Origin of the sequence: Diaminobutyricimonas sp. LJ205, from assembly GCF_009755725.1 — a bacterium.
Taxonomy (GTDB): domain Bacteria; phylum Actinomycetota; class Actinomycetes; order Actinomycetales; family Microbacteriaceae; genus Ruicaihuangia.
Map to the genome: position 1 here is coordinate 1,127,892 of NZ_CP046619.1, position 13,094 is coordinate 1,140,985.

Consider the following 13,094-nt stretch of genomic DNA (forward strand, 5'->3'; position numbering starts at 1 on the left):
TCGTGCCAGAACCGACTCCAATCTCTGACCAGGCCGTCTCAGCGGCCGTCGAGTCCGCCTTAGCCGCGATCGCCGCAGCAACGGACTCTGCCGCCCTCAAGGACGTGCGTTCAGCGCACCTCGGTGACTCGTCGCCGCTGGTGCGCTTCAACGCCCAGCTCCGCGACGTGCCGAACGACCAGAAGGCCGCACTCGGCAAGCTGGTCGGGCAGGCACGCGGTCGGGTGAACCAGGCCTTCGCCACCCGCGAGGCCGAGATCACTGCCCAGGAGGAGACCGCCAGGCTGGCCGCCGAAGCGGTGGATGTCACGGCTCTCGCCTCCCGCTGGACGCCAGGCGCGCGGCATCCGCTCACCCTGCTCATGGAAGAGATGGCGGACGTCTTCGTCGGCATGGGCTGGGAGGTCGCCGAGGGCCCCGAGCTTGAGAACGAGTGGTTCAACTTCGACGCGCTGAACTTCGACGAGGATCACCCGGCGCGCGCCACCCAGGACACCTTCTTCGTCGACCCGGTCGAGAAGCACCTGCTGATGCGCACGCACACCTCGCCCGTGCAGGTTCGCTCGCTGCTCGGCCGCGAGCTGCCGGTTTACATCGTTGCGCCGGGCCGCGTGTACCGCAGCGACGAGCTGGATGCCACGCACACCCCGGTGTTCAACCAGATCGAGGGCATCGCCATCGACAAGGGCCTCACCATGGCGCACCTGCGCGGCACGCTCGAGCACCTCGCCCGGTCGATGTTCGGCGAGGACGCCAAGATCCGCCTGCGCCCGAACTACTTCCCGTTCACCGAGCCGAGCGCCGAGATGGATGTCTGGCAGCCGAACGCCAAGGGTGGCGCCCGGTGGGTCGAGTGGGGCGGCTGCGGCATGGTCAACCGGAACGTGCTGCGCGCGGCCGGCATCGACCCGGACGAATACCAGGGCTTCGCCTTCGGAATGGGCATCGAGCGCACGCTGCAGTTCCGCAACGACATGAACGATATGCGCGACATGGTCGAGGGCGACATCCGCTTCTCGCAGCAGTTCGGAATGGTGGTCTGATGCGCGTCCCAGTCTCGTGGCTTCGTGAGGTTGTCGACATCCCCGCGGACGCGACCGCCGAGGACATCCAGGCCGCGCTCGTGCGCGTCGGCCTCGAAGAGGAAGCGGTGCATCGCAGCGAACTGAGCGGCCCGATCGTGGTCGGCGAGGTTCTCGAGTTCGTCGACGAACCGCAGTCGAACGGCAAGACCATCCGCTGGGTCCAGTTGAACGTCGGCGAAGCGAACGGTGGTGTCCGCAGCGTCGTCTGCGGCGCGCACAACTTCCTCGTCGGCGACAAGGTCGTGGTCACCCTGCCCGGCGCAGTGCTGCCGGGGCCCTTCCCGATCGCCGCCCGCAAGACCTACGGCCACGTGAGCGACGGCATGATCGCATCGGCCCGTGAGCTCGGCCTCGGCGAGGAACACACCGGCATCCTGCGCCTGACCGAACTCGGCCTCGACCCTGAGCCCGGCACCGACGCGCTGCCGTTGCTCGGCCTCGACGACTACGCGTTCGAGGTGAACGTCACCCCCGACCGCGGCTACGCGCTGTCGATCCGCGGCATCGGCCGCGAGTACGCGAACTCCACAGGCGCGGCCTTCCGCGACCCGGCGGCCACCCCGGCGATCCGCGAACTCTGCGAGGCGCCGATGACCCGGTCCTTCCCGGTCACGGTCGCCGACCAGGCGCCGATCCGCGACCGGATCGGCTGCCAGGTGTTCGTCACCCGTGTCGTGACCGGCATCGACGCCACCCGCCGCACCCCGGCGTGGATGGTGTCACGGCTGAAGCTGGCCGGCATCCGGTCCCTGTCGCTGCCGATCGACGTGACCAACTACGTGATGCTCGAACTCGGCCAGCCGATCCACGGCTACGACCTCGACAAGCTCACCGGCGGCATCACCGTGCGGCGGGCGAACCCGGGGGAGAAGCTCACCACGCTGGATGCTCAGACCCGCACGCTGAGCACCGAGGACCTGCTGATCACCGACGACTCCGGCCCGATCGGACTGGCCGGGGTCATGGGCGGGGCGACCACAGAGATGTCGGATGCCACCACCAACGTGCTGATTGAGGCGGCCAACTTCGACCCGGTGTCGATCGCCCGCACCGCCCGCAGGCACAAGCTGCCGAGCGAGGCCTCCAAGCGCTTCGAGCGTGGCGCCGACCCACTGGTCGCCGAGGCCGCCGCCGCCCGCGTGGTCGAACTGCTGGTCGAGCTGGCCGGTGGCACGGCCGAGCCGACCGGCTCGGTGCTGCACACCGCCGCGAAGCCGCAGCCGATCCTGCTGCGTGACGGCTTCGTCGACCGCATCATGGGTGCTTCCTACACCGACGATGAGATCAAGAGCTCGCTCGAGGCGATCGGCACCACCGTCGTGCCCGTCGACGGCGGACTGTCAGTCACACCGCCGAGCTGGCGGCCCGACCTCTCCGACGAGCCCACCCTCGCCGAGGAAGTCGCCCGCATCGTCGGGTACGACCGGGTGCCGTCGGTGCTGCCGGTCGCACCTCCCGGGCGTGGGCACACCCGCGCCCAGAAGCTGCGCCGGGCTGCGGCGCAGATGCTCGCCGCCAACGGTCTCACCGAGGTACAGGTGTACCCGTTCCTGTCCGAGACCGCGCACCGCCGGTTCTCGGGGGATGCCCCCGCAGTGAAGCTCGCCAACCCGCTGGACGCCGAGGTGCCGTACCTGCGTCGCACCCTCTTGCCCGGCCTGGTCGATACCGCGCGCCGAAATCTGTCCCGCGGCCTCACCGACCTGGCGCTGTTCGAGATCGGCACCGTGTTCCTGCCCGAGGCCGGCCGTGAGTACGGCAGCGGGCCCCTGCCGGTCGGCAACGCGCACCCGGGGGAAGCCCGGCTCGCCGAGCTGAACGACAGTATCCCGCCGCAGCGTTGGAGCGTCGGCGCATTGCTGCTCGGCGACCAGATCGTCAAGCAGCCCGGCATCCGTCCGGTCGGCACCGGCATCGCCGACGCCGTCACGGTCGCCCAGCAGCTCGCGGCCGCCCTCGGCGTGACGATCCGGATCGAGCAGGGCAACCACCCGGCGATGCACCCGGGTCGCACCGCAGAGATCTTCGCGGGCGACACCGTCGTGGGCGTGGCGGGAGAGCTGTTGCCGGCGCTGGCCGAGGAACTCGACCTGCCGCGCGTGGTCGCCGTGCTCGAACTCAACCTCGATGCGCTGATCGAGGCCGGGGCGACCGAGGTGCAGACCTCCGTGATCTCCGGCTTCCCGGCAGCGACCCAAGACCTCTCGTTGGTCGTCTCGCGTTCGGTTCCCGCCGGTGAGGTGCTCGACGCGGTCGCCGAGGGAGCCGGCGGGCTGCTCGAGGACATCCGGCTGGTGGACGACTACCGCGGCACCGGGGTCACCGATGACAGCAAGTCGTTGACGTTCGCGCTGCGGTTCCGGGCATCCGATCGCACCCTGACGGCGGCCGAGGCCAGCGAGGCGAAGCTCGCGGGCGCGGCTCTGGCGGGGGAGCGGTTCGGCGCCACCATTCGCGAGTGAGCCGAGGCATGAATTTTTCCGGAGCGGATGTCGGGCGATAGTGTTTCCGGGTGGACAACTCCCGCGAAGCCGAACTCCGACGCCTCCGCCGTCGTGTTCTTCGCGTACGCCGACTCTCGGCGACGTCGCACCGCTGATTCGTCAGCCGGATTGCCGCGTCGCCGCCTCCGGTCGACCGTCCGCTTGTGATCCTTAAGGTTGAGACATGCCTCTTTCCGTTGCCGTTGCCGGTGCCAGCGGCTATGCGGGGGGCGAGCTGCTGCGGCTGCTCGCCGACCACCCCGATGTGACCGTCACCACTGTCACCGCACACTCCAACGCCGGCCAGCCGCTGATTCAGGTGCAACCGCACCTGCGTTCGCTGGCCCATCTCACGCTCGTCGAGACCACCCCCGAGAACCTGTCCGGGCATGATGTCGTCTTCGTCGCCCTGCCGCACGGCATGTCGGGGGAACTCACCGAGCACCTCGGCGACGACAGTCTCGTCATCGACTGCGGCGCCGACCACCGGCTGACGAACGAAGCCGACTGGGCGAAGTTCTACGGTGGCGAGTTCTACGGCGCCTGGACTTACGGGCTGCCCGAACTGCTGCTTCAGAATGGTGGTCAGCAGCGTGAGCGGCTCGCCGGTGCGAAGCGCATCGCCGTGCCCGGCTGCAACGTCACCGCGATCACCCTGGGGCTTGCCCCCGGGATCGCCGCCGGCGTGATCGAGCCCGACGACCTCGTCGCGGTACTCGCGGTCGGCACCTCCGGCGCCGGCAAGAGCCTGAAGACGCACCTGCTGGCCAGCGAGATCCACGGATCGGCGTCCCCGTACGCGGTCGGTGGCACCCACCGGCACAACCCCGAGATCCGGCAGAACCTCACCGCAGCCGGGGGAGCGGACGTGAGCATCTCGTTCACTCCGGTGCTCGTGCCGATGAGTCGCGGCATCCTTGCCACCTCGACGGCGAAGCTGCGCGACGGCGTCTCCGCCTCCGACGTGCGGGCCGCATGGGAGAGCGCCTACGCGAACGAGGCGTTCGTGCATGTGCTGCCCGAGGGCCAGTTCCCGAAGACCGCCGATGTGCTCGGCGCCAACACCGTGCTGGTCGGCATCGCCGTCGATGAGGCGGCAGGGCGAGTCGTCGTGGTCAGCGCGATCGACAATCTGGTCAAGGGCACAGCGGGCGCCGCCATCCAGTCCATGAATCTCGCCCTCGGCCTGCCCGAGGCGACCGGCCTGCCTCTGAATGGAGTCGCCCCGTGACCATCACAACCCCGAAGGGGTTCCGTGCCGCGGGCGTCACCGCCGGCCTCAAGTTGAGCGGCGGACGCGACCTCGCGCTCATCGTCAATGACGGGCCGAGCAAGGCCGCGGCGGCGGTGTTCACGAGCAACCGTGCCCAGGCGAACCCGATCCTGTGGTCCAAGCAGGCGATCAGCGACGGTGTGGTCGAAGCGATCGTGCTGAACTCCGGCGGCGCGAACTGCTTCACCGGGGCGCAGGGTTTCCAGACCACGCACGCCACCGCCGAGGGCGTCGCCGAGCGGCTCGGCGTCTCCGCTGGCGACGTGCTGGTCTGCTCCACCGGTTTGATCGGCGAGCAGCTCGACCTCGACAAAATCCTCGGAGGGGTGCGCTTCGCGGTTGCCAGCCTGTCGCCCAAGGGCGGCGAGGACGCCGCGAAAGCCATCATGACCACCGACACCGTGCCGAAGACCGCTGTCGTCGAACGCGAGGGCTGGTCGATCGGCGGGATCGCCAAGGGCGCCGGGATGCTCGCGCCCGCGCTGGCCACGATGCTGGTCGTGATCACGACCGACGCCGACCTCGACTCGGTGGCCCTCGACACCGCTCTGCGGCAGGCGACCCGGATGAGCTTCGACCGTCTCGACTCCGACGGCTGCACCTCGACCAACGACCAGGTGACGCTGCTTGCGTCCGGGGCATCCGGAATCGCGCCAGACGCCGCCGCCTTCCAGGCTGCGCTCACCGAACTCTGCCTTGACCTCGCGACGCAGCTGATGGCCGACGCCGAAGGGGCGAGTCACGACATCCTGATCGAGGTTGTGAACGCCGCCAGCGAAGACGACGCCGTTGAGGTGGGCCGCTCGGTCGCCCGGAACAACCTGTTCAAGACCGCGGTCTTCGGCAACGATCCGAACTGGGGCCGGGTGCTCGCCGCGATCGGCACCACCCAGGCGGAGTTCGATCCGTATCAGGTGGATGTCTCGATGAACGGCGTGCGAGTCTGCCACGCGGGCGCGCCCGACCAGCCTCGCGACCAGGTCGACCTGAGTGGTCGCACCGTGCACGTGCACATCGACCTCAAGGCGGGCACCGAGACCGCGACGATTCTCACCAACGATCTCACTCACGAGTACGTGCACGAGAACAGCGCGTACAGCTCATGACCGAGTCGGATGCCGCGGCCAAAGCCGCAACCCTGATCGAGAGCCTGCCGTGGCTGAAACGCTTCCACGGCGAGACCATCGTGGTGAAGTTCGGCGGCAACGCCATGGTCGACGAAGATCTCAAGCGCGCGTTTGCCGAAGACATGGTCTACCTGCGCTACGCCGGCATCAAGCCGGTCGTCGTGCACGGCGGCGGCCCGCAGATCTCGTCGATGCTTGACCGTCTCGGCATCCCGAGCGAGTTCAAGGGCGGCTACCGGGTGACCTCGCCTGAGGCGATGGATGTGGTGCGGATGGTGCTCACCGGCCAGGTCAGCCGCGAGATCGTCGGCCTGATCAACGAGCACGGCCCGCTCGCCTCCGGCATCGCCGGAGAAGACGCCGGACTGTTCCAGGGCCGCAAGCGCGGTGCGCTCATTGACGGCGAACTCGTTGACATCGGCCAGGTCGGCGACGTCGTCGAGGTGAATCCCGAGGGCGTGCTGGCGGAACTGGACGCTGGCCGGATCCCGGTCGTCTCGACGATCGCTCCCGACATCGACCAACCCGGAAGCTCGCTCAACGTCAACGCCGACGCGGCCGCTGCGGCCCTGGCGGCCGCGATCGGTGCAGCCAAACTCGTGATCCTGACGGATGTCGCCGGGCTCTACCGCGACTGGCCGAACCGCGACTCGCTGATCTCGGTGATCGACACCGACGAATTGCGTGAGCTGCTGCCCTCGCTTGAGTCCGGAATGATCCCCAAGATGACCGCCTGCCTGGACGCCGTCGAGCAGGGCGTGCCCAAGGCCGCCATCATCGACGGACGGCAGCCGCACTCCATCCTGCTCGAAGTGTTCACCACCAGTGGTATCGGAACCGAGGTAGTACCCGTATGACCCAGTACCAGGATCGGTTCGCCGACGTCATGATGAAGTCGGCACCGCGGCCGCTCCGTCAACTCGTGCGCGGCCAGGGCTGCTACGTGTGGGACACCGACCACATGATGTACCTCGACTTCCTCGCCGGGATCGCGGTCAACTCGCTCGGTCACAGCCATCCGGTGCTGGTGGACACCATCACGGCTCAGGCTTCGAACCTCATCCACGTCTCCAACTATTTCGCCACCGAGCCGCAGATCGCGCTTGCCGAGCGGCTGCGGCGGATCACCGGCGCGGGCGAGAGGGGCCGGGTGTACTTCGGCAACTCTGGAGCAGAAGCGAACGAGGCGGCGATCAAGCTGGCCCGCCGGAAGAACCAGAGCGGTCGCATCCTGGCACTTCACAACGGGTTCCACGGACGCACCATGGGATCCCTCGCGCTGACCGCGAAGCCGCAGCTTCGGGAACCGTTCGAACCGATGCTGCCCGGCGTCGAGCACATCGAGGCGACCGTGCAGGCGCTTGAGACCGCGTTCGCTGACACGCGCCCGATCGCCGCGCTGGTGGTCGAACTGATCCAGGGTGAGGCAGGCGTCGTAGAACTGCCCGCCGACTTCATCCGCCGTGCCCGGGAGATCACCCACGAACACGACGCCCTGCTGATCGTCGACGAAATTCAAACCGGAGCCGGCCGCACCGGCACCTGGTTCGCCTACCAGGCGCATGACATCGTGCCCGACGCGATCACCGTCGCGAAAGGGATCGGCGGCGGCGTCCCGATCGGCGCGCTGGTCACCTTCGGTGCCGCGTCCGACCTGTTCAGCCTGGGCCAGCACGGCAGCACCTTCGGCGGCAACCCGCTGGCGACCGCCGCCGCGAACGCGGTGCTCGGCGAGATCGAGGACGCCGGACTGGTTGAGAACGCCGCGCGCCGAGGGCAGCAGTTGCGCGAAGCGATCCTCGGCATCGGCCACCCGCTGATCCATGAGGTTCGCGGCCGAGGTTTGCTGCTTGGGGTCGGGCTTACCCGCCCCGTCGCCCACGCCACCGTGGACAAGGCGCTGGAGCTCGGACTGATCGTGAACGCTGCCAACGAGTCCAGCGTGCGCATCGCGCCGCCCCTGATCATCGGCGACGCCGAGATCGAAATCTTCACCGACATCTTCACCCGAGCCCTGGAGGCAGCCGAATGACCCGTCACCTATTGCGCGACGACGACCTGACCCCAGCCGAGCAGACCGCGATCCTTGATCTGGCGCTCGAACTGAAGGCCGATCGATACTCCCGCAAGCCGCTCGACGGCCCGCAGACGGTGGCGGTGATCTTCGACAAGTCGTCGACGCGTACACGGGTGAGCTTCGCCGTCGGCATCGCCGACCTCGGCGGCAGCCCGCTGATCATCAGCACCGAGTCCAGCCAGTTGGGCGGGAAAGAGACCCCGTCCGACACCGCGCGGGTGCTCGAGCGGATGGTGTCTGCCATTGTCTGGCGAACCTACGGCCAGGCCGGCCTCGAGGAGATGGCCGCGAACACCACGGTGCCGGTGATCAACGCGCTGAGCGATGACTTCCACCCCTGCCAGTTGCTCTCCGACCTGCTCACCATCCGGGAGCACAAGGGCACGCTGCAGGGGCTGACCGTCGCGTTCCTCGGCGACGGCGCCTCCAACATGGCGCAGTCCTACCTGCTCGCGGGCGCCACCGCGGGCATGCACGTGCGCGTCGCAGCTCCCACGGAATACGCTCCGGCGGCCACGGTGGTGGCTGACGCGACGGCGATCGCGGCGTCGACCGGTGGCTCGGTGAGCGTCCTCACCGACCCGCAGCAGGCCGCGGCCGGCGCGGATGTGATTGTCACCGACACCTGGGTGTCGATGGGCAAGGAAAGCGAGAAGGCCGAGCGACTCGAGACCTTCGGCGGCTACCGTGTCGACGCCGACCTGATGGCCCTCGCCACGACCGACGCACTGTTCATGCACTGCCTGCCCGCCGACCGCGGCTTCGAAGTCACCGCCGACGTGATCGACGGCGAGCAGAGCGTCATCTGGGACGAGGCCGAGAACCGGTTGCATGCCCAGAAGGCGCTGATGGTCTGGCTGCTCGAGCAGAACGGCGCGAAGACCAATGGCTAGCACCAACGAGGGCTCGCTCTGGGGTGGACGATTCGCGTCCGGCCCGTCGGCTGAGCTCGCTGCGCTGAGCCGGTCGACGCACTTCGACTGGCAGCTCTACCCGTACGACATCGCCGGGTCCCGGGCCCACGCCAAGGCGCTCGCCGCGGCCGGCTACCTCACCACTGAGGAACTCGAGCGGATGCTCAGCGGGCTCGACGAGCTCGAGGCATCCGTGGCATCCGGCGCGATCACGGCGCGCGAGTCCGACGAGGACGTTCATGGCGCGCTGGAAGCGGCGCTGATCGGCATCGTCGGTGCCGACCTCGGCGGCAAGCTCCGAGCGGGACGCAGCCGCAACGACCAGATCGCCACGCTCGTGCGGATGTACCTGCTCGACCACGGCGCCGTCATCCGCCACCGTGTCATCGACCTGATCGATGCCATCGCCGCGCAGGCCGAAGCTGCCGGGACCGCTGCGATGCCGGGCCGCACCCACCTGCAGCATGCCCAGCCGGTGCTGCTGGGCCCACCACCTGCTCGCGCACGCGTGGCCGCTGGTCCGCAACCTGGAGCGCCTGCGCGACTGGGCGGCACGGGCCTCGCTGTCGCCGTACGGTTCCGGTGCCCTGGCTGGCAGCTCGCTGGGCCTTGACCCCGAACTTGTCGCCCGGGAACTGGGCCTGGCCGGGGTCACCGAGAACTCCATCGATGCCACCGCCAGTCGCGACGTCGTCGCCGAGTTCGCATTCGTGGCCGCGCAGCTGGGCATCGACCTGTCCCGGTTCGCCGAGGAGATCATTCTCTGGAACACCAAGGAATTCGGATTCGTCCGGCTGGATGATGCCTACTCCACCGGGTCGAGCATCATGCCGCAGAAGAAGAACCCCGACATCGCCGAGCTCGCCCGCGGCAAGTCGGGTCGGCTGATCGGCAACCTGACCGGGTTGCTGGCCACGCTCAAGGGGCTGCCGCTCGCCTACAACCGCGACCTGCAGGAAGACAAGGAGCCGGTCTTCGACTCGGTCGAAACCCTCGAGGTGCTGCTGCCCGCCTTCACCGGCATGGTCGCCACCCTCAAGTTCGACACCGAACGGATGGCCGAGCTCGCGCCGCAGGGCTTCTCACTGGCGACCGACGTCGCCGAGTGGCTGGTCAAGCAGCATGTGCCGTTCCGTGAGGCGCACGAGATCTCCGGTGCGCTGGTGCGCTTCTGCGAGGAACGCGGACTTGAGCTGCACGAACCGAGCGACGCCGAGTACGCCGCCATCGACGCGCGACTCACCGGTTCGGTGCGTGAGGTACTCAGCGTCGACGGCGCCATCGCCAGCCGCGCCGGCAGCGGAGGCACCGCCCCGGTACGGGTTGCCGAGCAGCTGGCAGCGCTGACTGCGCGAGTGCGCTCGCTCGCCTGATCGCCGGTGGTTGAGGAGCGCCGCGAGCGAAGCGAGTGACGCGTCTCGAAACCATCCAGTGCACAGGGTTTGATCGAGTAGGCGGATTACCCTCGTGGGTGGAACCTCGAGGGAAGGTTCGCGGACGAGGGAGCAGTACCCGCAGCACGACAAGACTGACTCAGAAGGGTTTGTCGTGGCTTGGCTGGTATTGATCGCCTCGGGTGTGCTCGAGGCAGTGTGGGCGTCCGCGTTGTCGGCGTCGAAGGGGTTCCGTCGGCCGGGACCATCCGTGCTGTTCGTAGTCGCCATGGTCGCGAGCATGGCCGGGCTGGCCTTCGCCATGACCGAGCTTCCGACCGGTACCGCATACGCCGTGTGGGTCGGGATCGGCGCGACACTCACGGTGGTTTGGGCGATGATCACCGGCAAAGAGCGAGCGTCGATCGCCCGGATCCTGCTGCTTCTGCTGCTGGTCGCCTGTGTCGTCGGCCTGAAGGTGGTGAGCTAGATGGCTTGGTTCATCCTGCTGCTCAGCGCCGTCTTCGAGGCAGTCTGGGCGACCGCGCTCGGGTACTCGAACGGGTTCACTGAGCTCGTGCCGACGATTGTCTTCGCCATCGCCCTGACCGCGAGCATGTTCGGCCTCGGCTGGGCGATGAAGCAGATCCCGATCGGCACCGCCTACGCGGTCTGGGTGGGAGTCGGCGCGGCACTCACGGTCAGCTACGCGATGCTCGCCGGCGATGAGGCGTTCTCGATCTGGAAGGCGCTCTTCATCGGCGGCATCATCGTCGCGGTGATCGGACTCAAGCTTGCCCGCCCGCCCAAGCGCGCCGACTCGCTCGACGAGGAGACTCGCGGGAACGAGGTCGCGGGGAGCGTCGAGTCGCGTCGGTAGCCTGAGCACGTGTTCGACCGGTCACTGCTCAGCCGACCCGCCCTCGAGGTGGCGCCGCTGCTGCTCGGCGCGGTGCTCCGCAAAGGCCCGGTCGCGGTGCGGATCACCGAGGTCGAGGCGTATCTCGGCGCGGTCGATCCGGGGTCGCATGCCTTCCGCGGCAAGAGCCGCCGCAACGCCGTTATGTTCGGCGAACCCGGTCACCTGTATACGTACTTCACCTACGGCATGCACACGTGCGCCAACGTCGTCTGTTCGCCTGAGGGCGAGGCATCCGGATGCCTGATCCGCGCGGGCGAGGTCGTCGATGGGATCGACCTGGCCCGGGAACGGCGCCACACCAGCAAGGGCGACGCAGACCTGGCGAGGGGGCCGGCGCGGCTGGCGGTCGCGCTCGGAATCACGCTTGCCGACGGCGGTTGCGACCTCGAATCCGGCCCGGTCACGCTGCGGATGACGGGCGCCCCGGCTGCTCAGTACGAGACCGGCCCGCGCACCGGAGTCTCCGGGCACGGCGGCACGGCGGAATTCCCGTGGCGGTTCTGGATCCCCGGCAACCCGACCGTATCGCCGTACAAGGCGCACGTCCCCAAGAAGCGCTGACGACGAGCGCTGACGCCAGACCGCTACAGTCCGACGAACACCAGCGTCCCGCAGATCGCTGCCCAGGTCAGACTGGCCAGCGTGCCGATGATGAACCGTTCGCGCACCTCGGGTTCGCGCAGTTCTGAGTAGCGGCCGACACCCTTGATGGCAACGATCACCGCGAGTGCCTCGGGGTAGCCCACGGCGATCGCGGCGACGAGACCGAGCCGTTCGAGAAAGCCGATCGTCGCCCCGCCGCGCAGCACCTCTTGCGGGTTGTGCTCGCGCAGCACCATGATTCCGCCGTGGCTGCCGGGCGTGGAGCCGGTCGCCAGGCGCAGCACGAGCGCCGCGATCGGCCCACCGGCGACGACCCCGATCAGCGCGTAGGCGAGATCGATGAGACCGGGCAGAACGGGCACGGGAGAGGGGGCGAGTCCGCCGAACCAGACCAGCAGCACACCGAGCCCGACCGGCACGATCGGAAGCGCCGCCAGCCGGCGGAACCGAGTGCGGGTAGCCAGCACCGCGAGCACAGCTCCGGCGGTCGCCAGCACCGCGACCACGATCCAGGTGATGAGCAGAAGCATCCGGTTGTCCCCCTAGCCGACGGAATCGTGGTGCGCCTGCATGAGCCTACCGAGGGCCACTGTCGCTGCCTGCTCGGCGCGCAACTGAGCCACCTGAGCCCGCTTGCTCGCAGCCTGAGGTGTGATCCCAAGCCGCTCGGCCGCCTGCGCCTGCGTCAGGCCGGTGGTCGTCAGGTCATACAGCTCCCACCCCTCGGCGCTGCGCCGCTCGCGCAGCAGCATGACCAGATCGAGCACCGCCTCGAGGTCGGCGCCGGCGGGACTGGTGGGGGAGTCCGGGTCGCTCACAAGCGCGACGCGGGTGGGACGTTTCTTCGCCCGATCGATGGCAACGCGGGCCGCGATGAATGCGGCGCCGGATGCCTCGCGGGTCGACTGCGGCAGCGGCAACTCGACCGGGCCGACACCGCAGCCAACACTCCACCAGCCGGATCGTGTGAGCTCGAGCACAACGGACAAGGCGGTGTCCGCATCTCCCGTCGCCAGCTGCAGTTCGTCACCTGCCGTCCGTTCGGCGGCAAGCGTCAGCGCAAAGCGCGTGTTGATTCGCTCGAGCGCTGCGCGCACGCGGTCCACCGAATCGCGGCTGCCCACCTGATCTGCGGTGATGACGAACACGGATGCCTCCCAGTCAGGCCTATAGCATTGATCTCGTTCTAATCAACCCTACAAGCATGATCACATCCAGATCAACCGTGCAGGCTAGA

At 68.5% G+C, this 13,094-nt stretch carries 12 protein-coding genes, 1 pseudogene and 1 riboswitch; of the genes and pseudogenes, 11 read left to right on the plus strand and 2 right to left on the minus strand.

The window, feature by feature from the left end; genetic code table 11:
• Positions 1-2 precede the first annotated feature (2 nt).
• From pheS to GO591_RS05445, 11 genes and pseudogenes are all read left to right on the plus strand, one after another.
• Complete coding sequence (gene pheS / locus GO591_RS05395; protein ID WP_157155877.1) at positions 3-1,043, plus strand: phenylalanine--tRNA ligase subunit alpha; 1,041 nt, start codon at positions 3-5, stop codon at positions 1,041-1,043.
• A complete protein-coding gene (gene pheT / locus GO591_RS05400; protein WP_157155878.1) occupies positions 1,043-3,547 on the plus strand; it encodes a phenylalanine--tRNA ligase subunit beta in 2,505 nt (834 codons plus the stop codon). The genes pheS and pheT overlap by 1 nt, the downstream gene beginning before the upstream one ends.
• 205 nt (positions 3,548-3,752) lie before the next feature.
• Complete coding sequence (gene argC / locus GO591_RS05405; RefSeq protein WP_157155879.1) at positions 3,753-4,799, plus strand: N-acetyl-gamma-glutamyl-phosphate reductase; 1,047 nt, start codon at positions 3,753-3,755, stop codon at positions 4,797-4,799.
• On the plus strand, positions 4,796-5,947 hold the full coding sequence (argJ, locus tag GO591_RS05410; RefSeq protein WP_157155880.1) for a bifunctional glutamate N-acetyltransferase/amino-acid acetyltransferase ArgJ: 1,152 nt from the start codon (positions 4,796-4,798) through the stop codon (positions 5,945-5,947). Before argC ends, argJ begins: the two co-directional genes overlap by 4 nt.
• Positions 5,944-6,825: an acetylglutamate kinase gene (gene argB / locus GO591_RS05415; RefSeq protein WP_157155881.1), complete on the plus strand. Its 882-nt coding sequence runs from the start codon at positions 5,944-5,946 to the stop codon at positions 6,823-6,825. The genes argJ and argB overlap by 4 nt, the downstream gene beginning before the upstream one ends.
• Entirely contained in the window at positions 6,822-8,000 is a 1,179-nt protein-coding gene (locus GO591_RS05420; protein ID WP_157155882.1) for an acetylornithine transaminase, read from the plus strand. Before argB ends, GO591_RS05420 begins: the two co-directional genes overlap by 4 nt.
• Positions 7,997-8,938, plus strand: coding sequence for an ornithine carbamoyltransferase (gene argF / locus GO591_RS05425; protein ID WP_157155883.1), 942 nt, complete (start codon positions 7,997-7,999; stop codon positions 8,936-8,938). The genes GO591_RS05420 and argF overlap by 4 nt, the downstream gene beginning before the upstream one ends.
• A pseudogene (argH, locus tag GO591_RS05430) lies at positions 8,931-10,332 on the plus strand (argininosuccinate lyase). The gene argF and the pseudogene argH overlap by 8 nt, the downstream one beginning before the upstream one ends.
• Positions 10,333-10,430: 98 nt before the next feature.
• A riboswitch (guanidine-III (ykkC-III) riboswitch) is annotated at positions 10,431-10,497 on the plus strand.
• A 10-nt stretch (positions 10,498-10,507) separates the two neighbouring features.
• The gene (locus tag GO591_RS05435; RefSeq protein ID WP_157155884.1) at positions 10,508-10,822 is read left to right on the plus strand and encodes a DMT family transporter; all 315 of its coding nucleotides are present in this window, start codon (positions 10,508-10,510) and stop codon (positions 10,820-10,822) included.
• Positions 10,823-11,212: a DMT family transporter gene (locus tag GO591_RS05440; protein ID WP_157155885.1), complete on the plus strand. Its 390-nt coding sequence runs from the start codon at positions 10,823-10,825 to the stop codon at positions 11,210-11,212.
• Between the two features lie 9 nt (positions 11,213-11,221).
• Positions 11,222-11,815 (plus strand): DNA-3-methyladenine glycosylase, encoded by a 594-nt coding sequence (locus GO591_RS05445; RefSeq protein ID WP_157155886.1) that lies wholly within the window; start codon positions 11,222-11,224, stop codon positions 11,813-11,815.
• Positions 11,816-11,838: 23 nt separating this feature from the next.
• Here the strand turns inward: GO591_RS05445 and GO591_RS05450 are convergent, their stop codons facing one another.
• Together GO591_RS05450 and GO591_RS05455 are read right to left on the minus strand one after the other, a co-directional pair.
• The gene (locus GO591_RS05450; RefSeq protein ID WP_157155887.1) at positions 11,839-12,387 is read right to left on the minus strand and encodes a hypothetical protein; all 549 of its coding nucleotides are present in this window, start codon (positions 12,385-12,387) and stop codon (positions 11,839-11,841) included.
• A 12-nt stretch (positions 12,388-12,399) separates the two neighbouring features.
• Positions 12,400-13,005 carry an RNA polymerase sigma factor gene (locus GO591_RS05455; RefSeq protein WP_157155888.1) on the minus strand — a complete coding sequence of 202 codons (606 nt, stop codon included), beginning with the start codon at positions 13,003-13,005 and terminating at the stop codon, positions 12,400-12,402.
• Positions 13,006-13,094: the final 89 nt, after the last annotated feature.

Excerpts from the sequence above, each read along its gene's own strand:
- pheT (WP_157155878.1), top strand. The coding sequence starts at position 1,043 with ATGCGCGTCCCAGTCTCGTGGCTTCGTGAGGTTGTCGACATCCCCGCG.
- argC (WP_157155879.1), top strand. The coding sequence starts at position 3,753 with ATGCCTCTTTCCGTTGCCGTTGCCGGTGCCAGCGGCTATGCGGGGGGC.
- argB (WP_157155881.1), top strand. The coding sequence starts at position 5,944 with ATGACCGAGTCGGATGCCGCGGCCAAAGCCGCAACCCTGATCGAGAGC.
- GO591_RS05420 (WP_157155882.1), top strand. The coding sequence starts at position 6,822 with ATGACCCAGTACCAGGATCGGTTCGCCGACGTCATGATGAAGTCGGCA.
- argF (WP_157155883.1), top strand. The coding sequence starts at position 7,997 with ATGACCCGTCACCTATTGCGCGACGACGACCTGACCCCAGCCGAGCAG.
- GO591_RS05440 (WP_157155885.1), top strand. The coding sequence starts at position 10,823 with ATGGCTTGGTTCATCCTGCTGCTCAGCGCCGTCTTCGAGGCAGTCTGG.
- GO591_RS05450 (WP_157155887.1), bottom strand. The coding sequence starts at position 12,387 with ATGCTTCTGCTCATCACCTGGATCGTGGTCGCGGTGCTGGCGACCGCC.